Origin of the sequence: Streptomyces sp. NPDC126499, from assembly GCF_040302485.1 — a bacterium.
Classification (GTDB): domain Bacteria; phylum Actinomycetota; class Actinomycetes; order Streptomycetales; family Streptomycetaceae; genus Streptomyces.
The window spans coordinates 136,969-160,502 of sequence record NZ_JBEOUO010000010.1 but is presented as its reverse complement, the minus strand read 5'-3'; the positions used below and the strand labels follow the sequence as shown (position 1 = coordinate 160,502).

The following is a 23,534-nucleotide window of genomic DNA, read 5'->3' as shown; positions in this document are numbered from 1 at the left end:
GCGCAAAAGTCCTGGAAACGACGATGGGGTGCGGATCACATGGATCCGCACCCCATCGTCGTAGGAAGCCACTTACTGATCGCGGTACATCTCCGCCACCAGGAACGCCAGGTCCAGCGACTGGCTGCGGTTCAGCCGCGGGTCGCAGGCCGTCTCGTAGCGCTGGTGCAGGTCGTCGACGAAGATCTCGTCGCCGCCGCCCACGCACTCGGTGACGTCGTCACCGGTGAGCTCGACGTGGATGCCGCCGGGGTGGGTGCCCAGCTCCTTGTGCACCTCGAAGAAGCCCTTGACCTCGTCGAGCACGTCGTCGAAGCGGCGGGTCTTGTGCCCGGAGGCGGCCTCGAAGGTGTTGCCGTGCATCGGGTCCGTCACCCAGGCGACGGTCGCGCCCGAGGCCGTGACCTTCTCGACCAGCTCGGGGAGCCGGTCGCGGACCTTGTCGGCGCCCATGCGGACGATGAAGGTCAGCCGGCCCGGCTCACGGTCGGGGTCAAGCCGGTCGATGTACGTCAGCGCCTCTTCGGCGGTGGTCGTCGGACCCAGCTTGATCCCGATCGGGTTCGCGATCTGCGCGGCGAACTCGATGTGGGCGTGGTCCAGCTGACGGGTGCGCTCACCGATCCACACCATGTGGCCGGAGGTGTCGTACAGCTTGCCGGTGCGCGAGTCCGTACGGGTCAGGGCGCCCTCGTAGTCGAGGAGCAGCGCCTCGTGGGACGCGTAGAACTCCACCGCGCGGAACTCGGCCGGGTCGGTGCCACAGGCCTTCATGAAGTTCAGCGCGTTGTCGATCTCGCGCGCCAGCTGCTCGTAGCGCTGACCCGAGGGGGAGGACTTCACGAAGTCCTGGTTCCAGGCGTGCACCTGGCGCAGGTCGGCGTAACCACCCGTGGTGAAGGCGCGGACCAGGTTCAGCGTCGAGGCGGAGGCGTGGTACATCCGCTTCAGGCGCTCGGGGTCCGGGACACGGGCGGCCTCGGTGAAGTCGAAGCCGTTGACGGAGTCGCCCCGGTAGGTCGGGAGCGTCACGCCGTCGCGGGTCTCGGTCGGCTTGGAGCGGGGCTTGGAGTACTGCCCGGCGATGCGGCCGACCTTCACGACGGGCACGGAGGCCGCGTACGTGAGGACGGCGCTCATCTGGAGCAGGGTCTTCAGCTTGGCGCGGATGTGGTCCGCGCTCACGGCGTCGAAGGCCTCGGCGCAGTCGCCACCCTGAAGCAGGAACGCCTCGCCACGGGCGACGGCTCCCATCCGGGCGCGCAGCTGGTCGCACTCGCCGGCGAAGACGAGCGGCGGATACGACTCGAGGTCCGCGATCACATCGCGCAGAGCCTCGGCATCGGGGTACTCGGGCTGCTGCGCCGCGGGCAGGTCTCGCCAGGTCGCCTTGGCGACGGCGTGGGTGTCAGCGTTCACGGTCACGCCACCACAGTACGTGGCGAAAACAACCGTCCACGACAGTGACCGCGTACTGAGACGAATGAGACGCGTTCCACCGGTTCCGTGGGCTACGATCGGCGCCATGTTCGCGCAGACGACCCAGTACTGGTGGTGGACCGCTCATCCGGCGGCCCACTGACTGCGCGTACCCGAACACACGCGAAGGCCGCCCGAGGGGCGGCCTTTCTCGTACCCGGAGCTCACGCCCGGCAGGCCGTTCCTCTCCGAACCCCACGGAAGGAACACCGAACCCATGGACCTCTCCACACTCCTCCCCCGTCTCCTCGACGACTCCTGCCCGCCCTTCGCGCTGCTGCGCCGGCGCACCCCGGGCCGGGACCACGACACCGTCGAGGTGCTGATCGGCGCGGTGCACGAGGCCGGGCGGCTGGCCGAGCTGCCGGTGGGCGACCGGCCGACGCTGGCCCTGGTGCCGTTCCGGCAGATCCGCGAGCGCGGCTTCGACGTGCGCGACGACGGCACCCCGCTGTCGGTGCTGGTCGCGAAGGAGACGTACGAGCTGCCGCTCGCCGACGTCCTCGGCGGGCTGCCCGCCCATGACGTACGGGTCGAGGACGGCGGCTTCGACGTCTCCGACGAGGAGTACGGGCGGATCGTGCGGCGGGTGATCGACGAGGAGATCGGGCGCGGCGAGGGCGCCAACTTCGTCATCCGCCGCACCTACACCGGCACCGTGCCCGGCTTCGGGCGGGCCGACGCGCTGGCCCTGTTCCGGCGGCTGCTGGCCGGCGAGCGGGGCGCGTACTGGACCTTCGTGGTGCACACCGGGGAGCGCACGCTGGTCGGGGCCAGCCCGGAGGTGCACGTGCGGATGTCGGGTGGGAGGAGCGAGCGCGAAGCGCTCTCGGTCGACGGCGGTGGCGGTGGCGGGGGACGGGTGGGCGGCACGGTGGTGATGAACCCGATCAGCGGCACCTACCGCTACCCGGCGGGCGCGGCGCCGACGCCCGAGGACCTGCTGGCCTTCCTGGCCGACCGCAAGGAGACCGAGGAGCTCTCCATGGTGGTCGACGAGGAGCTGAAGATGATGTGCACGGTCGGCGACATGGGCGGGGTGGTGATCGGGCCCCGGCTGAAGGAGATGGCGCACCTCGCGCACACGGAGTACGAGCTGCGCGGGCGTTCCTCGCTCGACGTGCGCGAGGTGCTGCGCGAGACGATGTTCGCCGCGACCGTCACCGGGTCGCCGGTGCAGAACGCCTGCCGCGTCATCGAGCGGCACGAGCCCCTCGGACCGGACGGGGTCGGACGCGGCTACTACGCGGGGGCGCTGGCGCTGCTCGGCACGGACGCGAACGGGGCGCAGACCCTGGACTCGCCGATCCTGATCCGTACCGCCGACATCTCCGCCGACGGCCGGCTGCGGGTCCCGGTGGGCGCGACCCTGGTCCGGCACTCCGATCCGGCGTCCGAGGTCGCCGAGACCCACGCCAAGGCGGCGGGCGTGCTGACGGCCCTGGGGGTGCGGGAGGGCCGGCCGGACGGTGAGCCTTCGGCGCCGGCGGTCCGGCTCGCCGACGACCCCCGGGTGCGGGCGGCGCTCGACGCGCGCCGGGCGGACCTGGCGCCGTTCTGGCTGAAGATGCAGGTCCGCTCGGCGCAGCTGTCCGGGCACGCGCTGGTGATCGACGCGGAGGACACCTTCACCGCGATGCTGGCGCACCTGCTGCGCTCCTCGGGTCTCGAGGTGTCGGTGCTGCGCTACGACGAGCCGGGTCTGCGGGAGCTGGCGCTCGCGCACGAGGGTCCGGTGGTGCTCGGGCCGGGGCCCGGCGACCCGTCGGACGCGGCCGACCCGAAGATGCGCCTCCTGCGCGGGCTGACGGCCGAGCTGCTGCGCGGGCACCGGCACGGCCTGCTCGGGGTGTGCCTGGGGCACGAGCTGATCGCGGCCGAACTGGGCCTGGAGATCGTCCGCAAGCGCACGCCGTTCCAGGGGGCGCAGGTGCGGATCGACCTGTTCGGGCAGGAGCGGACGGTCGGCTTCTACAACAGCTTCACGGCGCGGTGCGACGACCGTACGGCGACGGAGCTGGCGCTGCACCGGATCGAGGTGAGCCGGGACGCGGAGTCGGACGAGGTCCACGCGCTGCGCGGCCCGGGGTTCGCGGGCGTGCAGTTCCACCCGGAGTCGGTGCTGTCGCTGGACGGGGCGGCGCTGACCGCCTCGCTCCTGGCGGGCGTGCTGGTCTGACCTCTAGCCCGCCCTCGGTACCAGGACGTTCTCGCTGCGCCGCCCCGCGAGGTAGTCGAGGACGTTCTGGACCGTGGTGTCGACGATCTGCCCGACCGCCTCGGCCGTGTAGTACGCCTGGTGGGAGGTGACCAGCACGTGGGGGAAGGTCACCAGGCGGGCCAGGGTGTCGTCCTCGATGCCCGCGAGGGACTTGTCGAGGAAGAACAGGCCCGCCTCCGCCTCGTAGACGTCGAGCCCGACGCCGGTGAAGCGGCCGGCGCGCAGTTCGCGGACCAGGGCCTCGGTGTCGACGAGGCCGCCGCGGCTGGTGTTCACCAGGATCGCGTCGTCCTTCATGGAGCGCAGGGCGGCGGCGTCGATGAGGTGGTGGGTGGCCGGGAGCAGCGGCACGTGGAGGCTGACGAGGTCGGACTCGGCGAGGAGCCGGTCCTTGTCGACGTACTTCATGCCGAGGGCGGCGCAGGCCGGGTTCTCGGTGAGGTCCCAGCCGAGCAGGTGCATGCCGAAGCCGTGGGCGATCCGGGTGAAGGCCTCGCCGATCTTGCCGGTGCCGAGGACGCCGACGGTGCGGCCGCGCAGGTCGCGGCCCATCAGTCCGTCGAGCCGGAAGTCGAAGTCGCGGGTGCGGCCCGCGGCGCGGACGATCCTGCGGTTGACGGCCATCGCGAGGGTCCAGGCGAACTCGGCGACCGCGTACGGGGAGTAGAAGGAGACCCGGGCGACGGTGAGGCCGAGGCGCTCGGCGACGTCGAGGTCGATGTTGTTGAAGCCGGTGGAGCGCTGGGCGATCATCCGGGTGCCGCCGGCGCTGAGGATCTCCAGGACCCGCCGGTCGAGGGCCGCGTTGACGCTGGTCGAGACGATCTCGTGGCCTGCGGCGATGGGGGCCGTGTCCTGGTTGAGGAAGACATCCACGCAGCGCACGTCATGGTGTCCCGCGAAGGCCCGCTCGATCAGCGGCCGCTCGTCCGCCTGCACACCGAATGCCAGGATTTCCACGGATTTCCCCTTATCAGGCAGTGTCCGTCCGGATGAGGGCGAATATACGGCCCGTCGGGTGCGGGCGCTCAGCCGAAGAAGACCCCGGCCTCCGCGTACAGCGCCGGGTCGACCGTCTTGAGGCGGTCGGTCGCGGCGGCCAGCGGGACGCGGACCACGTCGGTGCCGCGCAGGGCGACCGTGGTGCCGTACGCCCGGTCCCGTACGGCGTCCACGGCGTGCAGCCCGAAGCGGGTGGCCAGCCAGCGGTCGAAGGCGCTGGGGCTGCCGCCGCGCTGGACGTGTCCGAGGACGGTGGTACGGGCCTCCTGGCCGGTGCGCCGCTGGATCTCGCCGGCCAGCCACTCCCCCACCGAGCCGGGCACGGGCGCGCCGTCGCTCGGCCGGGCGCCCTCGGCGACGACCAGGATCGGGGCGTAGGTGGCCTCGAAGCGGGAGGCGACCCAGGCGCAGACCTGGTCGAGGTCGAAGCGCTGTTCGGGGACGAGGATGACGTTGGCGCCGCCGGCGAGTCCGGCGTGCAGCGCGATCCAGCCGGTGTGCCGTCCCATGACCTCGACGACGAGGACCCGGCGGTGGGAGTCGGCGGTGGTGTGGAGGCGGTCGATGGCCTCGGTGGCGATGCCGACGGCGGTGTCGAAGCCGAAGGTCCAGTCGGTGGCCGGGAGGTCGTTGTCGATGGTCTTGGGCACGCCGACGCAGGGCACGCCGTGTTCGGTGTGCAGCCGGGCGGCGATGCCGAGGGTGCCGCGGCCGCCGATGACGACGAGGGCGTCGGTGCGCTGCTTGGCGAGGTTCTCCTTCAGCCGCCGGACGCCGTCGGGGACGGCGAAGGGGTCGGTGCGGGAGGAACCGAGCACGGTGCCGCCGCGCGGCAGGATGCCGCGGACGGCCGGCACGTCGAGCGGGACGGTGTCGCCGTCGACGACGCCGCGCCAGCCGTCCCGGAAGCCGGTGATGGTCCAGCCGTACTCCTGGACGCCCTTGCGGACGACGGCGCGGATGACCGCGTTGAGTCCGGGGCAGTCTCCGCCACCGGTCAGCACACCGACGCGCATGGGCACTCCTTCGCCGTACGAGGGGTGCGGCCCACGCTAGTGGTGACCGGGGTCACTCCGAGACAGCGAAGAGAGTGAATCAAGGGTCGCGTCGATCAGCCGTGGAGCCGATCAGCCGTGGAGCCGATCAGGCATCACGTCGATCAGGCACGGAGCCGACAAGGCGTCGCGTCGAGCAGGCATCGCGCGCGTCAGGCGTCGTCGAGCCCGCGTTCGATCGCGTAACGGACCAGCTCGACGCGGTTGTGCAGCTGGAGCTTGCCCAGGGTGTTCTGGACGTGGTTCTGCACGGTGCGGTGCGAGATGACGAGCCGTTCGGCGATCTGCTTGTAGCTCAGGCCCTTGGCGACCAGCCGCAGCACCTCGGTCTCGCGCTCGGTGAGCTGCGGGGCCTTCGGCTCGTCACGGCCCGCCGCCGGGGCGGGCTCGGAGGCGAGGCGCCGGTACTCGCCGAGGACGAGGCCGGCCAGGCCGGGCGTGAAGACGGGGTCGCCGACGGCGGTGCGGCGCACCGCGTCCAGGAGTTCCGCCGTGCTGGCCGACTTCAGCAGGTAGCCGGTGGCACCGGACTTCACGGCCTCCAGGACGTCGGCGTGCTCGCCGCTCGCCGAGAGCACGAGGACCCGCAGCCGCGGGTTGGCGCCGACGAGTTCCTTGCAGACCTGGACGCCGGGCTTGAGCGGCAGGTTCAGGTCGAGGACGAGGACGTCGGGGTCGGCCGCGGCGGCGCGGCGCACGGCCTGCTCGCCGTCGCCGGCGGTGGCGACCACGTCGAGGCCCGCCTCGGCCAGGTCGCGGGCGACCGCGTCCCGCCACATCGGGTGGTCGTCGACGACCATGACCCTGATCGGCCCGCGCGGCCGGCCGGCCGGTCCGTCCTGGCCGCCCTGGCCGCCCTGCTCGTGCTGCCCCTGCTGCCCGTGCTGCTCGTTCACTTCGCTCCTGCCTTCCCCCGCCGTTCCCGCGGTGTGCGCGGGACCTTCAGTTCCACTTCGGTGCCCTGGCCGGGGACCGAGACGAGTTCGGCGCTGCCGCCGAGGTCCCGCAGTCTGCCCCGGATGGACAGGGCGACGCCCATCCGGCCCTCGCCCTCGGCCTGGGCGAGCCGGCCCTCGGGGATGCCGGGGCCGTCGTCCCGTACGGTCACGATCACCTCGTCGCCCCAGTCCTCGACCAGGATCCACGCACGGGCTCCCTCACCCGCGTGCACCCGCACATTGTCCAGGGCGGCGCCCACCGCGGCGGCCAGTTCGCGGGCGGCGGGAGCCGGGAGGAGGACGGGGGTGCCCGGGTCGGAGAGGGTGACCCGGGATCCGGCGCGCGGGGCGAGCAGGGTGCGCAGGTCGACGTCCGTGCCGTCGTCCTCGTCGGGGACGTCGACGACCCGGACGACGGCGCCCTCGGACTCGTCCTCGGAGACGTGCGAGGGCCGGGTGAGGCCGCCGGCGACCAGGGTGCGCAGGGCGACCTCCTGCTCGCCGGCCATCCGGCCCAGCTCGGCCGCCTCGCCGCCGAGGGCGGTGCCGCGCCGCTGCACCATGGCGAGGACCTGGAGCACGCTGTCGTGGATGTCGCGGGCGAGGCGTTCCCGTTCGCGGGTGGCGGCCTCGATCTCCAGGGCGCGGGCGAGGGTGCGCTCGGAGGCGCGGGCGACCTCGACCACGTAGCCGATGGCGATGGAGGCGACCCAGACGAGCAGCACGTTGTGCAGGGTGTCGCGGCTGGGGTGGCCGCGCTCGATGATGTTGGCGACGGCGACCAGGGAGGAGGCCAAACCGGCCCAGCGCCAGCCGCCCTTGATGGCGTACGCGAGGACGGCGCCCGCGGTCCATATCGACGGCAGGGTGGGGTGGTCGACGGACTGGGCCTGGTGGTCGGCGAGCGGGGTGAGCAGGATGCCGGTCAGCGCGAGGGTGAGGTCGGCGACGAGGAAGCGCTTGGTGCAGCTGGCGGCGTTCGCCACCTTGGGGAGGGTGGCGAGGGTCCACACGCAGAGGACGGCGAGGAAGGCGACGGCGATCCAGGGCCGTTCGTAACCCTGGCGTCCGAAGAAGCCGAGCATCACCGCGTAGATCATCGTGAGGACGCGGTACGCGGTGAGCGCGCGCCACAGCGGCTGCTCGACCGACATGCGCACGACACGTTCGCGCCTGGCCATCTTCCCCACCCCCGAGCGCCCCCGCGGGGTCAGGCGCCGGACTCTTCCCGGGCCGCGATCTCGGCCTTGACGGCTTCCTTGGCGGCCTTCTCGGCCTCCGCGATCTGCCGCTTGGCGGCGGTCGCGTAGATGTCGACGTACTCCTGGCCGGACAGCTTCATGATCTCGTACATGACCTCGTCGGTCACCGAGCGCAGGATGAAGCGGTCGCCCTCCATGCCCTGGTAGCGGCTGAAATCGAGCGGCTTGCCGATCCGGATGCCCGGGCGCATCAGCTTGGGCACGATCTTGCCGGGCGGCTGGATCTTCTCGGTGTCGATCATGGCGACCGGGATCACGGGCGCGCCGGTGGCGAGGGCCACGCGGGCCAGCCCGCCGGGCTTGCCGCGGTAGAGCCGGCCGTCGGGCGAGCGGGTGCCCTCGGGGTAGATCCCGAACAGGCCGCCCTTCTCGATGACCTCGATGCCGGCCTTGATCGCCGCCTCGCCCGCGCCGCGCGCTCCGGAGCGGTCGACCGGGAGCTGTCCGACGCCCTTGAAGAAGGCGGCCGTCAGCTTGCCCTTGACGCCGGGGGTGGTGAAGTACTCGGCCTTGGCGATGAAGGTCACCTTGCGGTCGAGGACGGCGGGCAGGAAGAAGGAGTCCGAGAACGACAGGTGGTTGCTCGCGAGGATCGCCGGCCCCTCGGCGGGAATGTTCTCGAGGCCCTCCACCCAGGGCCTGAAGGCGATCTTCAGGGACCCTCCGAGGGAGAACTTCATTGCGCCGTAGATCAACTCGCCATGCCTTCCGTGTGCCGTCACGACGACCTTATCCCGTGCGGGCCCTGACCGGCCGCCGCGGCGGGGCGTCCCACCCCGCGCTTCGTGCGAACGCCCTGGTCGGTGTCGGTCCGGTCGCGTACGGTGAAAGCCTTCCCCTTACCGATGCCGCTTCGGGCCGGTCCGCGAGAGCGGGGGCCGAAGTCGAACCCGAACAGGAGACCCCGTGCCGGTCCTTCCTGGAGCCGAGCCGTACCGCCACGAGGGCGGAGAGGTCGGCGTCCTCCTCTGTCACGGATTCACCGGTTCCCCGCAGTCGATGCGCCCCTGGGCCGAGTACCTGGCCGGGCGCGGGCTGACGGTGTCGCTGCCGCTGCTGCCCGGGCACGGCACCCGCTGGCAGGACATGCAGCTCACCACGTGGCACGACTGGTACGCGGAGGTGGACCGCGCGCTGCGCGAGCTGACCGAGCGCTGCGAGCGGGTGTTCGTCATGGGCCTGTCGATGGGCGGCGCGCTGACGCTGCGCCTCGCGGCCAGGTACGGCGACGCGGTCGGCGGGATCGTGCTGGTCAACCCGGGCAACAAGGTGCACGGGGTCGCGGCGCGCGCGCTGCCGGTGGTGCGGCACTTCGTGCCGTCGACGAAGGGCATCGCGAGCGACATCGCCAAGCCGGGCGCGGTGGAGATCGGCTACGAGCGGGTGCCGCTGCACGCGGCGTACTCGCTGCGGCGCTTCTTCCGGATCGTCGACGCGGAGCTGCCGCAGGTCACGCAGCCGGTGCTGCTGCTGCACAGCCCGCAGGACCATGTGGTGCCGCCGGCCGACTCGGCGCGGATCCTCAGCCGGATCTCGTCGACGGACGTGAAGGAGATCCTGCTGGAACAGAGCTACCACGTGGCGACGTTGGACCACGATGCGGAGCGGATCTTCGAGGAGAGCTGGGCGTTCGTGGCCCGGCTCGCTCCGGAACTCGTCGGCGAGAAGGGAAGCGCGAGCGGTGGCTGAGCAGCAGGACGGGGAGCGCGAGCCCCAGCCCATCGACGAGGAGGCGGCCTGGGCCGCGATCGTCGCCGGGTACGGCGAGGAGCCCGCCGATCCGCCGGGCGCGCGTCCCTTCCGGCCGGTGGAGGACCTGGCGCTGCCGGAGATGCCGGAGGACGCGGGGTCGGCGGACGACGACCACCGGCGCGGTGCCGGCGGTCCGGCCCTGACCGGGAGCGGCGGGGTCGGCGGCGCCGTGGCCGGAGCCGCGGGGGCCACGGCCGGCGACGGCCCGGCGGAAGGACAGGCGAGCGGACCGGCGAAGGGCCCGGCTGACGGAGCGGCGAAGGGCTCCGCCGACGGACCGGCGGACGGGCCGGTGAAGCCGGACGGCGCCGACAAGCCCGACAAGTTCCGCAAGCGCGAGGAGGCCGGCGGCTCCGGCGAGCCGGAGACGCCCGACGAGGGTGGGAAGCCCGCGCTCGGCTCCTCGATCGTCTTCGCGCCGGGTGTCGGCGTCGGCGTGGGGGGCGGCGGCCCGCGCGACTACTCGCTGGCCGAACCGGACGAGACCTCCGGGGACGCGGACGGCGACGAGGGCCACTTCGTCCCGCCGGAGCCCCCGCCGCTGCCGGAGGCCGACACGACCACCAAGTTCGCGTGGCTCGGAGTGGTCGGCGGCCCGGTCCTGATGCTGATCGCCGTGCTCCTCCGCTGGGACATGACCTGGTGGCTGACCACCCTGTGCGTGGGCGGCTTCCTGGGCGGCTTCGTGACGCTGGTGGCCCGGATGAAGCACGACGACGAGGACGACGACGGCTTCGACGACCCGGGCCGCGGCGCGGTGGTGTAGCGGCGGGGCGGTCCCTACGCGGCCGGCACACGGACCACCGCCAGCACCGGCAGGTGGTCCGTCGCCGCCGTCAGGTCCCGACGGTCGAGACCGGTGGGGACGCCGCAGGCGAGGAACTCGACGCCCGGCGTGGCGAGGATCGCGTCGATGCGGCGGTCGGGTGCGGTGGCGGGCCAGGTGTGCTCCCCGCCCCAGGGGGCGGCCTCCCGGCCGTCCCGGAGCTCCTTCGTCAGCCGGGTCCAGGTCCGGCCGCCGGGCAGTTCGTTGAGGTCTCCGGCGACCACGGCGTACGGGGTGCCGAGCGCGGCCACCCGGTCCAGGAGCAGGCCCGCCTGGGCGTGGCGCTCGTCGGCGTACAGGCTGAGGTGGCAGCTGACCAGGCCCAGGCGCGCGCGGCCGATCCGGACGACGGCGGTGGCGAGGCCGCGCCGGTGCCGGCCCGGGGTGAGCGGCAGCAGGATGTCCTCGGTGTGCTCCACGGTGGCCCGCAGCGAGCACAGCAGCAGCGGACCCGCGGCGGTGGCGCCGCCGCTCAGCACGACCAGGTCGCTCTTGGCGGCCAGCCGGGCCGCGTGCTTGCGCCAGCGGAAGAAGCGCGGGGCCTCCTGGACGAAGACCAGGTCGGGGGCACAGGCCCGGATCACCCGGGCGAGGGCGTCCTCGTCGTCGCGCATCGAGCGCACGTTGTAGGAGAGGATCCGGACGACGGCCGAACCATCGGGTTCGGTACGGGAGTCGGGCAGCTCGCTCATCGCCATGGAGCCACCCTAAGCACGGTGCCCCAAGCACGGTGCCCGCCGCGCCCCGGAGGGCACGACGGGCACCGTCGGCCGGGACGGGGTGTCCCGGCCGGTGGCTCAGCCCTGGCGGGCGAGGTCGGCCGCGCCGACCAGGCCGGCCTTGTTGCCGAGCTGGGCGGCGAGGACCTGGGCGTGCGGGCGGTAGCGGCCGCCGATCAGCCAGCGCCGGAAGGACTTGCGGATCGGGTCGAGGACGAGCTCGCCCTCGTCGGAGACGCCGCCGCCGACGATGAAGGCCGACGGGTCGAACAGCGACGCCAGGTCCGCGAGGCCGGCACCGGCCCAGCGGGCGAGCTCCCGGAAGGAGTCGATGGCGACCGGGTCGCCCGCGCGGGCGGCCTCGCTGACGTGCCGGCCCTGGATGCCCTCGGGGGTGCCGTCGCCGAGACCGAGGAGCACCTCGGCGCGCTCGGGGGTGGCGTTGGCGCGCTGCTTGGCGTAGCGGACGAGGGCGCGGCCGGAGGCGTACTGCTCCCAGCAGCCCTGGCTGCCGCAGCCGCACAGCAGGCCGTCGGGGACGACCCGGATGTGGCCGAACTCGGCGGCCACGCCGAAGCGTCCGCGGCGCAGCTTGTTGCCGATGATGATGCCGCCGCCGAGGCCGGTGCCGAGGGTGATGCAGATGACGTCCTCGTGGCCCTGGCCGGCGCCGAAGCGGTACTCGCCCCAGGCGGCCGCGTTGGCGTCGTTCTCGACGACGACGGGGAGGCCGACGCGCTGTTCGACCTTGTCCTTCAGCGGCTCGTGCCGCCAGTCGATGTTCGGCGCGAAGAGGACGGTGGCGCGCTTGTCGTCGACGTAGCCCGCGGCTCCGATGCCGACGGCCTCGATCTGGTGGCCCTTGCCGGCCTCGGACACGGCGGCGCAGATGGCGTCGACGATGCCCTCGGGGGTCGGCGGGGTGGGCACGGTGTGCGTGTCGAGGATGTTGCCCTCCTCGTCGACCACGCCGGCCGCGATCTTCGTGCCGCCGATGTCGACGCCGATGGTGAGTCCCATGTGTCCCTCAGTTTTCGGTCGAGCCCCGCTAGGGCCCACCGTACCCGAGGAGGAGGACCGTACTGATCAGTCCGGGACGAGTACGGGAATCAGTCCGGGACGAGCACGGAAATCAGTCCAGGTCGATGTGCTGACCGGTCCCCGGACCGTCCTCGTCCTTCGGTTTCTCCGGCCCCTCCGACTTCTCCCGCCCCTCCGGCCTCTCCTGCCGCTCCGGCTCGTCGGCAGCGGCGCCGGTCGCCTGGCGGCTGTCGCCACGGGTCCAGCGGGCCTCCTGGCCCTGGACGGCGGAGCGGTACGCGGCGAGGAGCTCGTTCCCGGCGGCGGCGAGGTGGTCGAAGACCTGGGGGTTGCGTTCGATGACGGGCTCGACGAGGGCCTTCGCCTGGTCGACGACCTGCTGGACGGTCGCGGCGGCCTGCCCGCCGGCGAGGGATCCGCCGAGGGTGCCGCCCAGGGTCCCGGAGAGCTTGTCGGCGACGGCCTCGAAGAGCTTGCGGAACTCCTCGGCCGGGGTGCCGGGCTCCTCCCCGCGCCGGGCGCGGCGGCGGGCCTTCTCGGCCTCCAGGTCCTCGGCGCAGGCCTTGGCCCAGGCGTCCGAATCGCTCATGGCGTACTCCTTAGGGCTTCTACGGTCGACGGTACACGGCCCGCGCCGGGCTCAGGGACTGCTCTTCGGCCAGAGGCCCGGGTCGGGGGCGAAGCGGATGCGCAGGTCGCCGTCGACGAGGCCGGCGCCGGTGACGGTGCAGCGGCGCAGGGCGGCCGGGAGGGGGACGGCGCGGCGGAAGGGGCCGACGGCGAGGAGCAGTTCGGCGCCGCGGCGGACGAGCGAGAGGCCGTCCTTGACGGCGCCGGGCAGGGGGACGTGCCAGACCAGGATGCCGTCCTCGTCGCGGCGGTCCTCGACGGTCCAGGCGGGCGCGGCCTCGGGCGTTTCCCGGCCGGTGACGGCGAGCAGCACCAGGTCCTCGGGGCCGCGCGGGACGCGGCCGAGGTGCGGCAGCTCGTGGAGGCCGGGGTGGGCGGCGCGGAGGGCGGCGAGGTGGTGGTGCTGTTCGGCGGCGAGGGCCGCGAACCAGGGGTCGGGCGAGTCGGCGGGCAGGACGCGGTTGGCGACGACGGTGTCGAGGGCGAGTCCCTGGAGGGCGAGGCCGAGGCGGGCGGTGCGCAGGGCGTCGACGGCGGCGGGGCCGGGGTCGAGGACCAGGCGGACGGCGGTGTGCGGGGAGCCGATCACGTCCTGGACGGCGGCCAGTTCCCGCTCCCAGCGGGCGGTGGTCTCGTACAGCCACTGCGCGGGCAGCGGTACGCCGGCGAGCTGGGCGAGCATCGGGCGCAGGGCGCGGGCGGCCTGCCGCTCGGGCGGGAGCAGGCGGCGCAGGTAGCGGCGCAGCTGCTCGGGCAGGGCGAGCAGCGCGAGGGCCTCGGGCACCGGGGGCAGCTCGGCGACGACCAGGTCCCAGTCCCCCGCGGCCGCGTCCCGCAGGGCCCTGAGCAGCGCGACCTGCCCGCTGCCGGGCAGCTCGGTGAGCTCGGCGTCCTCGAAGGGCGCGGCACCGAGGAGCTCGAACGCGGTGCCGGAGCGGGCCTGGAAGGCGAGGAACTCGCGGCGGAAGTCGGCGGCGGGGTCGGGGGCGAGGAGGTGGAGGCTTCCGGGGGCGTCGTGGGTGCCGTGGGTGTCGCCCGTGAGGCGGACCGGCCGTGGGGTTCCGGCCGTCCCGGTCCGGTCGGCGTGGAGTCCCGCCGTGGTCTCGGCGTCCGCCGACACCAGCAGCACGCGGCGGCCGGCCCGTGCGTCGGCGAGGGCGGTGGCGAGGGCCGTGGTGGTGCGTCCGGCGCCGCCGGTCCCGCTGACAAGAATGATCCGCATGCGCCGACCGTACCGGCGCGCCTGACCAGGGTGGGGGGCCGGGCCCTGCGGGGGCGCCCGTCGGAGCGTTCGCCCGCCGGGGGCCCTGCGGGGGCGGGCCCTGCGGGGCGACCGTCGGAGCGTTCGCCCACCGGGGGCCCTGCGGGGGGGCCTGCGGGAGGGCGGGCCCTGCGCGGGGCGGGCCCTGCGGGCTGCGAGGGCCGGCGGCTGGCGCTGGCGGTGCGGGCCAGGTCCCGCCCCCGTGTGGGCAATCGTCCCGCCGTGGCAGGACGGGTGGGCACACGGGACGGCGCCCTTGCGGGCGCGTTCCGCACCTACACCTACCCGCACCACGAGAGCACGGCGCACTCGCGGTGCGGGTCAGAGCACCAGGAGCCTAGGCCCGGCAAAGGGCGCCGTCCGTTGTGCCCACCCGTCCCTCCCCCTAGGGCTTCGCCCTGGGGGGACCCCCAAGCGGGACGAATGCCCACAACGGCGGGCCGGAGGCCGCAACCGGGCGGTCAGCGCCACGGCGGGCCACCGCGCCAGCGGCGGGCCGGAGGCGCAACCAGGCGGTCAGCGCGACGGCGGGCCGGAGGCGGGCAGCGCCAGCGCCGCGTCGACGGCGGGCACCGCCCCAACAACCGGCGGGGCGAAGGCCCACCAGGCGGCAGGCGCCGCTCCAGCCGGCGGGCCGGAGGCGAGGGCAGCGCCACGACGGGCCGGAGGCGGGCAGCACCAGCACCTCGCCAGCGGCGGGCGGAGGCCGCAATCGGGCGGTCAACGCCAGCGGCGGGCCGGAGGCGAGGGCAGGCGCCGCGCCGACGGCGGGCCGGAGGCGGGCAGCGCTAGCGCCGGGTCGACGGCGGGCGCGGCCCCAACAACCGGCGAGGGCGAAGACCCACGGGGCAACAGGCACCGCCCCAACCGGCGGGGCGAAGGCCCACCCGGAGGGCGAAGGCCCACGCGGCGGCAGGCGCCACCCCAACCGGCCGGGCGAAGACCCACGCGGCGGCAGGCGCCACCCCGCCCGGAGGGCGAAGGCCCACCGGGCGGCAGGCGCCACCCCAGCCGGCCGGGCGAAGGCCCACGCGGCGGCAGGCGGCATCCCAGCCGGCGGGGCGCAGGCCAGTGAGCAGCAGGCCCCTACCTCGAGGCTTCCACGCGCTTCTTCAGGCCCGCCAGCGCCCGGTCGATGATGACCTTTTCCGCCTTGCGCTTGATCATGCCCAGCATGGGGATCTTGACGTCGACGGTCAGCTGGTACGTGACCTCCGTGCGTTCCCCTCCCGCCGTCGGGGTGAGGCGGTAGGAGCCGTCGAGGGCGCGGAGCATCTGGGACTTGACCAGGGTCCAGCTGACCTCGTTGTCGCCGGTCCAGGTGTAGGCGAGGGTGTGGTCGTCCTTGATGGCGCCCGCGTCGAGGAGGAGGCGGACCTTCTCCGCGCGGCCGGCCGCGTCCTTCTCCAGGACCTCGGCCTCCTTCACCTCGCCCGTCCACTCGGGGTAGCGGGCGAAGTCGGCGATCACCTGCATGACCTCGGCCGGGGCCGCCTCGATGGTGATGCTCGAGCTGGTGTGTTCCGCCATCGCGGGGGCTCCTCGTATGGACGCGACTCGTGGGGCGACTTTCTGCGTGCAGGCTATCGCGCCCTCGTCACGCGGCCGTACGAGGCCGTCACCGCCGACCGTCACCACCGAGCCGTCACCGCCGGGCGGTCACCACTGAAGCGTCCACGGCCGCCCGGTCGCCGCGAAGTGGCCGACGTTCACGCACTCGGTCGCGCCGACCCGCATGCGGCGGGCGAGCGGCTGGTGGACGTGGCCGAAGAGGGCGTAGCGGGGGCGGACGCGGTGGATGGCGTCGAGGAGGGCGCGGCTGCCGCGTTCGAAGCGGCGGGCGACGGTGTCGTAGGTGAGTTCGGGGACGTCCGGCGGGATGTGGGAGCAGAGCACGTCGACCTCGCCGAGGGCCTCGACCTTCGCCGCGTACTCCTCGTCGGAGATCTCGTACGGCGTGCGCATGGGGGTGCGCAGGCCGCCGCCGACGAAGCCGAAGACGAGGCCGTCGAGCTCGATCCGGTCGCCGTCGAGGACGGTGGTGCCGGGGCGGGCGTACTCGGGCCAGAGGCCGGGGATGTCGACGTTGCCGTAGGTGGCGTACGTGGGGGTGGGGAAGGCGGCGAACAGCTCGGCGTACTGGCGGCGGACGGCCCCCTCGATGGCGGTGGCGCGGTCGACGTCGAGCGCCGCCCACAGCGAGCGGCCGAACGCGCGGGCCTCGTCGAAGCGGCGGGCGGTGCGCAGCTCGACGATGCGGTCGGCGTTGTCGGCGCCGAAGAGGTCGGGGAAGATGCCGCGGCTGTGGTCGGCGTAGTCGAGGAAGAGCACCAGGTCGCCGAGGCATATGAGGGCGTCGGCGCCGTCCCCCGCCCGGGCGAGGGCTTCCGCGTTGCCGTGTACGTCGCTGACCACGTTGATCCTCATCCTGTCAGCCTAGGGGGTGCGACCTGCGGTTACTTGGGAGTCCGGAAAGCCGTGGACTACTGTGCGCGGAGCAACGCCATACATGTGTGACGCACGGAACATCTGCGCAGGACCCCCTATCGGGAACCGCGTACTGATGGGTAACGTCCGGGCAGTCCAGTCGTGCTCACCCCCACTGAGCACCTGCCCGATCTTGGACTTCACCGGTGCATCACACAGAGCCGTGGCGCCGGCGCCCGATGAGGAGCAGCAGTCTTGCGCGAGTTCAGCCTTCCGGCCCTGTACGAGGTCCCCACGGACGGCAACCTGACGGATCTCATCCGCCGCAACGCCTCCCAGCACCCAGATGTCGCCGTGATGGGGCGCAAGGTCGCCGGTGTCTGGACGGACGTCACCGCGAAGCAGTTCCTCGCCGAGGTCCGTGGGGCGGCGAAGGGCCTCGTCGCCGCCGGTGTCGAGCCGGGCGACCGGGTCGCGCTGCTGTCCCGCACGCGCTACGAGTGGGTGCTCCTGGACTTCGCGATCTGGAGCGCGGGCGCGGTGACCGTGCCGGTCTACGAGACGAGCTCGCCGGAGCAGATCCAGTGGATCCTCGGTGACTCGGGTGCCTCGCTGGCCCTCGTGGAGACCGCGGCGCACGAGGCCTCGGTGGAGTCGGTTCGGGCGAACCTGCCGGCCCTGAAGGGCGTCCGGCAGATCGACGCGGACGCGGTCGCGCGCCTCACCGCCGAAGGCGCGGACGTCTCCGACGAGCTGCTCGACCAGCGGATGTCCTCGGCGCACGCGGACGACCCGGCGACCATCGTCTACACCTCGGGCACCACCGGCCGCCCCAAGGGCTGTGTGCTGACCCACCGGGCCTTCTTCGCCGAGTGCGGCAACGTCGTCGAGCGGCTCAAGCCGCTGTTCCGTACGGGCGAGTGCTCGGTGCTGCTCTTCCTTCCGGCTGCGCACGTCTTCGGGCGGCTCGTCGAGGTCGCCTCGGTGATGGCGCCGATCAAGCTGGGCTGTCTGCCCGACATCAAGAACCTCACCGACGAGCTGGCGGCCTTCCGGCCGACGCTGATCCTCGGCGTGCCGCGGGTGTTCGAGAAGGTCTACAACTCGGCCCGGGCGAAGGCGCAGGCCGACGGCAAGGGCAAGATCTTCGACAAGGCCGCGCACACGGCGATCGCGTACAGCCGCGCGCTCGGCACCCCGCAGGGCCCGTCCTTCGGTCTGAAGCTGAAGCACAAGGTCTTCGACAAGCTGGTCTTCTCGAAGCTGCGCGCGGTGCTCGGCGGGCGCGGCGAGTACGCGATCTCCGGTGGTGCGCCGCTGGGCGAGCGGCTCGGCCACTTCTTCCGCGGCATCGGCTTCACGGTCCTGGAGGGCTACGGCCTGACGGAGTCCTGCGCGGCGACCGCGTTCAACCCGTGGGACCGGCAGAAGATCGGCACGGTCGGGCAGCCGCTGCCGGGTTCGGTGGTGCGGATCGCCGACGACGGCGAGGTGCTGCTGCACGGCGAGCACATCTTCTCCGGCTACTGGAACAACGAGGCGGCGACGGCCGAGGCGCTGGCGGACGGCTGGTTCCACACCGGTGACATCGGCACCCTGGACGAGGACGGCTACCTCGCCATCACGGGCCGCAAGAAGGAGATCCTGGTGACGGCGGGCGGCAAGAACGTCGCCCCGGCGGTCATCGAGGACCGGATCCGGGCGCACGCGCTGGTCGCCGAGTGCATGGTGGTCGGCGACGGGCGGCCGTTCGTGGGCGCGCTCGTCACCCTCGACGAGGAGTTCCTGGGCCGCTGGGCGGCGGAGCACGGCAAGCCGGCCGGCGCGACGGCGGCCACGCTGCGGGAGGACCCGGAGCTGTTGGCGGAGGTCCAGCGCGCGGTGGACGACGGCAACGCGGCGGTCTCGAAGGCGGAGTCGGTGCGGAAGTTCCGTATCCTGTCCGCGCAGTTCACGGAGGAGGCGGGGCACATCACCCCGTCGCTGAAGCTGAAGCGCAACGTCGTGGCGAAGGACTTCGCCGACGAGATCGAGGCGATCTACCGGGCCTGACGGGTCTTCGTCAACGCCCCTGGCCGGCCCGACTCCCGGGCCGGCCGGGGGCGTTCGCGCGCGTCAGGGCCGGAACGGACCATTCCGTACAGACGGAGACATCCGCACCCACGGAAAAGGCCCGTACGCAGGGACACTTCCGCGCACACGGGGACATCCGTGCGCACGGACACACACGAGAGGAAGAGCAGTCATGCGGCTCCAGCGCACCGCGGCCGTCCTGGGCGCGGCCCTCACCGCCCTCGTCGCCGTCACCGGGTGCGGCAGCACCTGGGGCGAGGACGTCGGGCTGCCGTCGGCCCCCGACATGGCGGCCATCGAGAAGCTGGTCGCCGCGCACACCATGTGCAGCGACCTGCGCCCCGGCACGAGCGGCAGCGGCGCGCTGGCCGCCGAGGCGAAGGATCCCGCCTGGGCGGTGAAGGAGCGGGCGGTGTGCGGCGACGACGCCCGGGACACCCTCACGCTGCTGTCCCTCTCCGACATGGAGAAGTTCCAGGAGGCGAACAAGGCCGCCGCCGCCAAGGGCCAGGGCGGCCGCTTCCTGATAGGCCAGGACTTCGCGCTGGTGGCGGCCGACGAGGCCACGGCGAAGGCGCTGCTGAAGTCCGAGGTCCTCCTCTTCACCTGCGAGAAGGGCTTCAAGGTGCCCGACGGCTACCGCAACGAGAAGCTCCTCGTCGACGGCTGCGCGCTGACGGATTACCTGCCGGCGTAAGGGCTGGGGCTGGGGTCGGGGCCAGTGGCGCGCCGGCCCCGCCGGCCGAAAGCCCGGCCGACACGGCCCGCCTGGGCCCAGCCCGGAACCGGCAAGCGGCCCACCCGGACCGAGCCCGGAACCGGCACAGCGCCACGGGCCGAGCGCGAGAACAGCACCCACCCGGGCCGGGCCCGGTCCCCCGGCCCCTCCCGCGCTAGCCCAGCAGTTCGCGCAGGCGCTCGGCCAGCAGGTCCCAGCGCCAGCGCTCCTCGACCCAGCGGCGGCCGCGTTCGCCCATGCGGGCGCGCAGCTCCGGGTCGAGCAGGAGGGTGGCGACGCGGTCGGCGGTGTCCTCGGCAGAGCCGCCGCGGACCACCCAGCCGGTCTCGCCGTCGAGGACGGCGTCGGGCGCGCCGCCCGAGTCGCCGGCGACGACCGGCAGGCCGGTCGCGGAGGCCTCCAGGTAGACGATGCCGAGGCCCTCGACGTCCAGGCCGCCGCGCCGGGTGCGGCAGGGCATGGCGAAGACGTCGCCGGCGCCGTAGTGCGCGGGCAGCTCGGACCACGGGACGGCGCCGGTGAAGCGTACGGATCCGGCCACGCCGGTACGGGCCGCGAGGCGCCGCAGGTCGGCCTCGTACGGGCCGCCGCCGACGATCAGCAGGACCGCGTCGGGCACCCGGCGCAGGATCTCCGGCATGGCGAGGATCAGGGTGTCCTGGCCCTTGCGCGGCACGAGCCGCGAGACGCACACGACGACCGGGCGGTCGCTGAGCCCGAGCCGCTCGCGCACCTCGGCGCCGCCGGAGTCGGGGTGGAAGGTCTTCTCGTCGACGCCGGGCGGCAGCTGCGTCATGCGGGCGGCGGCGGCCGGGCTGAGCGCGGTCGCGATCCGGGAGCGGGTGTACTCGCCGAGGTAGGTGAGCGTGTCCGTGCCCTCGCCGATCCGCCCGAGCAGCTGCCGGGCGGCGGGCAGCTGCGCCCAGCCCGCCTCGTGGCCGTGGGTCGTCGCGACGATGCGTCGCGCGCCCGCGCGGCGCAGCGCCGGGGCCATCAGGCCGAGCGGGGCGGCGGCGCCGAACCACACCGCCTCGCAGCCGTGCTCGCGCAGCAGCGCGGTGGCCCGCGCGGTCACCCGGGGGGTCGGCAGCAGCATGGTGGTGCGGTCGCGGACGACCGTGAAAGGCTGTTCGGCGTCGAACGCGGCGGTCGCCTCGATCCCCTCGCGGCTGCGCTTCCAGGTGGAGGCGTAGACCACGATCCGCTCGGGATCCAGGCGCAGCGCCATGTTGTGCAGGAAGGCCTGGATTCCGCCCGGACGGGGCGGAAAGTCGTTGGTTACGATCAGGGTCTTGTGCATCGTGGCCGACAGTACCGTGGTCGCGCCCCCAGCCCGGCACCACCACCCTCCGCCCCCGGGCGGACCGACAGAACAGGAACAGGACAGGTATGACGGGCGCGGTGGGGACGGCAGGCACGACCTTGGGCTCGTACGTCGGCACGCTGGGCCGGCCCGTCGGTCTGTGGGCGTTCACCCGGGTGCTGATCCTGCTGTGCGTCTTCAAGGTCGTGGTCATCCCGGGCCCGGACGTCACCAGTGACATCGAGCAGATCTACCAGGGCTGGTACGAGGTCCTGAAGACCGGCACGTATCCGATGGACGACGTCACCTGGCAGTATCCGCCGGCCGCGGCCCTGCCGATCCTGGCGCCGGCGCTGCTGCCCTTCCTCGGCTACTCGGCCGCGTTCTTCGTGCTCGCCCTGCTCTGCGACGCGCTCGTCTTCGGCCTGCTCGTGTACGCGGGGCGGCGGCCGGGCCGTTCGATGCGCGGGGCGTGGCTGTGGCTGGCGGGGGTGCCGCTGCTCGGCCCGACCGCGTACGCCCGGTACGACCTGATGGTGACGGCGGTGGCGGTGGCGGGGCTGCTCGCGGCGGTCCGCCGTCCGGCGGTGCTCGGCGCGCTCGCCGGGTTCGGGGCGACGCTCAAGGTGTGGCCGGTGCTGGTGCTCGTGGGCACGGCGCGCGGCCGGGCCACCTTCCGCTCGTGGACGGCGGCGGCGGGCGCGGCGGCCGGGGTGCTGCTGCTGTGCGTGCTCGCGGCGCCGGGGGCGCTGGCCTTCCTCGGCTTCCAGCGGGACCGGGGCACCGAGATCGAGTCGCTGGGGGCCATGGTCTTCCACGTGGCCCGGCACTTCGGCTGGCCGGGCGAGGCGCGGATGAACTACGGCTCGATCGAGTTCCTCGGTCCGGGCGTCCAGGCAGTGTCGACGGCGGCGATGGTGCTCACGGTTGCCGCGTTCGTCTGGCTGCTGGTGTGGCGGCTGCGGGCGCGCCGGCACACGACGACGACCACGGCGGACGCGGCCTTCGTGGCGGTGCTGCTGTTCACGGCGACGAGCCGGGTGATCAGCCCCCAGTACATGATCTGGCTGGTGGGGCTGGCCGCGGTGTGTCTGGTGTACCGGTCGAGCCGGATGCACCGGCCCGCGTATCTGGTGCTGTGGGCGACGGCGGTGACGCAGTTCGAGTTCCCGGTGTGGTTCTCGCACGTCGGGGACAGCGATCCGCTGGGCATCGCGCTGCTGCTCGTCCGCAACGGTCTGCTGGTGGCGGCCGTGGTCTCCGCCTGCCGGATCCTGTGGCGGCAGACGGTCACGGAGCCGCGCGAGGCGGCGGCGGGTCCGGCGGCCCGCCCGGCGAGGATCCCGGTTCAGGCCGACCGCGACACGGCGTCCGCGTCGGCTTCGGCGTCGGCGTCCGCGTCCTCCTGAGGCGGGAGCGGCCTGTTCCACGGCCGCCCGGTCCGGCGGCGCAGCAGTTCGAGGGCCGCGCACTGGGCCGCCATCGCGAGGGCCATCGCCAGGCAGATCCCGGCGAGTCCGAGGGCCGCGGAGAGCCCGTACGCGAGCGGTAGCTGGAGCAGGACGCCGATGACGGTGATCCGGGCGAGCCGCGGGGAGTCGCCGCTGCCCTCGAAGACGCCGGCGAGGGCGATGAATCCGGCCATCAGGAGCAGGTAGGGGCCGAGGCAGCGCAGGAACAGCGCACCGGCCTCGGCGACGGCCGGTTCGGCGCCGAAGCCGCGCATCACGGGTCCGGCGGCGAGGAACAGCAGCACGGCGGCGCCCGCGCCGAGCAGTCCGCCGAGGACGAGGGCCTGCCGGCCCACGGCCGCGCGCTCGTCGCGGCCTGCGCCCAGCAGGTGGGCGGTGTGGATGGCGGCGGCCTGCCGCACCGCGTAGAAGGCCATGGTGGCGACGTACATGGCCTTGGCGGCGATGCCGTAGGCGGCGATCTCGGTGACGCCGAGGCGGGCGACGACGGAGACGAGGGCGAGGGCCCCGGCCATGCGGACGGTGAAGTCGGCGGACATGGGCAGGCCGAGGGCGGCGGTGCGGCGCACGGCGGCCAGGGTGCCGGTCCTGTGGCGGGCGGCCCGCGTGGCCCGCGTGGCCTTGAGGAGGGTGTTGCGGCGCAGGGCGAGCAGTCCGGCGGCGAGGGCGGCGGTGCGTCCGAGGACGGTGGCGACGGCGGCGCCTTCCACTCCGTAGGCGTGGATCAGCGGCGGGTCGAGGACCAGGATCAGCCCGTTGGCGAGGAAGGCGAGCCGCATGGGGGTGCGGGTGTCGCCGGTGCCCTTGAGGATGCCGTCGAGGACGGTGGTGGCGAAGAACACGGCCGTGCCGGGCAGCGAGATCGCGAAGTAGGCGGTGGCGAGGGCGTGCGCGGGGTGGCCGGAGCCGCCGAGCAGGAGCGCGGCGAGCGGGTCGCGCAGCAGGAAGCCGCCGAGGGCGACGGGCGGGACGAGCACCGCGCCGAGGACGGCGCCGCCGCGGACGGCGGAGCGCAGGGCGGCGGGGTCGTCGGCGCCTCGGGCCCGGGCGACGAGGACGGTGGTGCCGGACGAGGCCATGAGGACGACGCCGAGGAGCAGGTTCTCGACGTTGGTGGCGACGGCGACGGCGGCCACGGCGTCCCCGCCGAGGCGGGCGACCCAGACCATGCCGATGACGCCCGCGGCGACTCCGGCGAGGAGTTCGAGGTAGACGGGTCCGGCGAGCCGGACGAGGGTGCGGCGGTGCGGGGTGGCGGTGGTCGTGGCGCTCGTGCGGTCCGTCATGCGGTGGTCATCCCCCTCGTTTCGCGGTACCTCGATTCGAGGCAGCTC

At 73.6% G+C, this 23,534-nt stretch carries 21 protein-coding genes; 7 read left to right on the top strand and 14 right to left on the bottom strand.

Annotated features, from left to right (window positions below; genetic code table 11):
• Positions 1-72: 72 nt before the first annotated feature.
• Entirely contained in the window at positions 73-1,425 is a 1,353-nt protein-coding gene (locus tag ABTZ91_RS17395) for a class II 3-deoxy-7-phosphoheptulonate synthase (RefSeq protein ID WP_352078017.1), read from the bottom strand.
• A gap of 58 nt (positions 1,426-1,483) precedes the next feature.
• Here ABTZ91_RS17395 and ABTZ91_RS17390 point away from each other — a divergent pair, with 58 nt between their 5' ends.
• Both ABTZ91_RS17390 and ABTZ91_RS17385 read left to right on the top strand, forming a co-directional pair.
• Positions 1,484-1,582, top strand: coding sequence for a trp operon leader peptide (locus ABTZ91_RS17390; protein WP_352078016.1), 99 nt, complete (start codon positions 1,484-1,486; stop codon positions 1,580-1,582).
• A 114-nt stretch (positions 1,583-1,696) separates the two neighbouring features.
• The gene (locus ABTZ91_RS17385; RefSeq protein ID WP_352078015.1) at positions 1,697-3,658 is read left to right on the top strand and encodes an anthranilate synthase family protein; all 1,962 of its coding nucleotides are present in this window, start codon (positions 1,697-1,699) and stop codon (positions 3,656-3,658) included.
• A gap of 3 nt (positions 3,659-3,661) precedes the next feature.
• Here ABTZ91_RS17385 and ABTZ91_RS17380 read toward each other — a convergent pair whose 3' ends face one another.
• The 5 genes from ABTZ91_RS17380 to ABTZ91_RS17360 all read right to left on the bottom strand — a co-directional run bounded on the left by ABTZ91_RS17380 (position 3,662) and on the right by ABTZ91_RS17360 (position 8,637).
• Positions 3,662-4,660, bottom strand: a complete 999-nt coding sequence (locus ABTZ91_RS17380) for a 2-hydroxyacid dehydrogenase (protein WP_352078014.1) — start codon at positions 4,658-4,660, stop codon at positions 3,662-3,664.
• A gap of 68 nt (positions 4,661-4,728) precedes the next feature.
• Positions 4,729-5,718 carry an ATP-dependent 6-phosphofructokinase gene (locus tag ABTZ91_RS17375; RefSeq protein ID WP_352078013.1) on the bottom strand — a complete coding sequence of 330 codons (990 nt, stop codon included), beginning with the start codon at positions 5,716-5,718 and terminating at the stop codon, positions 4,729-4,731.
• Positions 5,719-5,909: 191 nt separating this feature from the next.
• Complete coding sequence (locus ABTZ91_RS17370; RefSeq protein ID WP_352078149.1) at positions 5,910-6,557, bottom strand: response regulator transcription factor; 648 nt, start codon at positions 6,555-6,557, stop codon at positions 5,910-5,912.
• Between the two features lie 92 nt (positions 6,558-6,649).
• Positions 6,650-7,876 (bottom strand): MacS family sensor histidine kinase, encoded by a 1,227-nt coding sequence (macS, locus tag ABTZ91_RS17365; RefSeq protein WP_352078012.1) that lies wholly within the window; start codon positions 7,874-7,876, stop codon positions 6,650-6,652.
• A gap of 29 nt (positions 7,877-7,905) precedes the next feature.
• Positions 7,906-8,637: a lysophospholipid acyltransferase family protein gene (locus ABTZ91_RS17360; protein WP_407077969.1), complete on the bottom strand. Its 732-nt coding sequence runs from the start codon at positions 8,635-8,637 to the stop codon at positions 7,906-7,908.
• Between the two features lie 226 nt (positions 8,638-8,863).
• On the opposite strand from ABTZ91_RS17360, the gene ABTZ91_RS17355 reads away from it, so the two are divergent.
• Positions 8,864-9,646: an alpha/beta fold hydrolase gene (locus tag ABTZ91_RS17355; RefSeq protein WP_352078010.1), complete on the top strand. Its 783-nt coding sequence runs from the start codon at positions 8,864-8,866 to the stop codon at positions 9,644-9,646.
• Positions 9,639-10,475 (top strand): hypothetical protein, encoded by an 837-nt coding sequence (locus ABTZ91_RS17350; protein WP_352078009.1) that lies wholly within the window; start codon positions 9,639-9,641, stop codon positions 10,473-10,475. The genes ABTZ91_RS17355 and ABTZ91_RS17350 overlap by 8 nt, the downstream gene beginning before the upstream one ends.
• Before the next feature lie 14 nt (positions 10,476-10,489).
• Here the strand turns inward: ABTZ91_RS17350 and ABTZ91_RS17345 are convergent, their stop codons facing one another.
• The 6 genes from ABTZ91_RS17345 to ABTZ91_RS17320 form a co-directional block, all read right to left on the bottom strand.
• Entirely contained in the window at positions 10,490-11,233 is a 744-nt protein-coding gene (locus ABTZ91_RS17345; protein ID WP_352078008.1) for an endonuclease/exonuclease/phosphatase family protein, read from the bottom strand.
• Between the two features lie 99 nt (positions 11,234-11,332).
• The gene (locus tag ABTZ91_RS17340) at positions 11,333-12,274 is read right to left on the bottom strand and encodes an ROK family glucokinase (RefSeq protein WP_345489138.1); all 942 of its coding nucleotides are present in this window, start codon (positions 12,272-12,274) and stop codon (positions 11,333-11,335) included.
• A 112-nt stretch (positions 12,275-12,386) separates the two neighbouring features.
• The gene (locus ABTZ91_RS17335; RefSeq protein ID WP_352078007.1) at positions 12,387-12,884 is read right to left on the bottom strand and encodes a DUF5304 domain-containing protein; all 498 of its coding nucleotides are present in this window, start codon (positions 12,882-12,884) and stop codon (positions 12,387-12,389) included.
• 51 nt (positions 12,885-12,935) lie between these two features.
• Positions 12,936-14,147, bottom strand: a complete 1,212-nt coding sequence (locus ABTZ91_RS17330) for an ArsA-related P-loop ATPase (RefSeq protein ID WP_352078006.1) — start codon at positions 14,145-14,147, stop codon at positions 12,936-12,938.
• A 1,125-nt stretch (positions 14,148-15,272) separates the two neighbouring features.
• Complete coding sequence (locus ABTZ91_RS17325) at positions 15,273-15,716, bottom strand: SRPBCC family protein (RefSeq protein ID WP_352078005.1); 444 nt, start codon at positions 15,714-15,716, stop codon at positions 15,273-15,275.
• Between the two features lie 129 nt (positions 15,717-15,845).
• Positions 15,846-16,613, bottom strand: coding sequence for a metallophosphoesterase (locus ABTZ91_RS17320; RefSeq protein ID WP_352078004.1), 768 nt, complete (start codon positions 16,611-16,613; stop codon positions 15,846-15,848).
• 255 nt (positions 16,614-16,868) lie between these two features.
• Here ABTZ91_RS17320 and ABTZ91_RS17315 point away from each other — a divergent pair, with 255 nt between their 5' ends.
• Both ABTZ91_RS17315 and ABTZ91_RS17310 read left to right on the top strand, forming a co-directional pair.
• Positions 16,869-18,665 carry an AMP-dependent synthetase/ligase gene (locus tag ABTZ91_RS17315; RefSeq protein WP_352078003.1) on the top strand — a complete coding sequence of 599 codons (1,797 nt, stop codon included), beginning with the start codon at positions 16,869-16,871 and terminating at the stop codon, positions 18,663-18,665.
• 193 nt (positions 18,666-18,858) lie between these two features.
• Entirely contained in the window at positions 18,859-19,383 is a 525-nt protein-coding gene (locus tag ABTZ91_RS17310) for a hypothetical protein (RefSeq protein ID WP_352078002.1), read from the top strand.
• Positions 19,384-19,579: 196 nt separating this feature from the next.
• Here ABTZ91_RS17310 and ABTZ91_RS17305 read toward each other — a convergent pair whose 3' ends face one another.
• Complete coding sequence (locus tag ABTZ91_RS17305; RefSeq protein WP_352078001.1) at positions 19,580-20,725, bottom strand: glycosyltransferase family 4 protein; 1,146 nt, start codon at positions 20,723-20,725, stop codon at positions 19,580-19,582.
• A gap of 89 nt (positions 20,726-20,814) precedes the next feature.
• Here ABTZ91_RS17305 and ABTZ91_RS17300 point away from each other — a divergent pair, with 89 nt between their 5' ends.
• Positions 20,815-22,137, top strand: coding sequence for a glycosyltransferase 87 family protein (locus tag ABTZ91_RS17300; protein WP_352078000.1), 1,323 nt, complete (start codon positions 20,815-20,817; stop codon positions 22,135-22,137).
• Here the strand turns inward: ABTZ91_RS17300 and ABTZ91_RS17295 are convergent.
• On the bottom strand, positions 22,077-23,486 hold the full coding sequence (locus ABTZ91_RS17295; RefSeq protein ID WP_352077999.1) for an MATE family efflux transporter: 1,410 nt from the start codon (positions 23,484-23,486) through the stop codon (positions 22,077-22,079). The two genes, ABTZ91_RS17300 and ABTZ91_RS17295, sit on opposite strands and share 61 nt — an antisense overlap.
• Positions 23,487-23,534 lie beyond the last annotated feature (48 nt).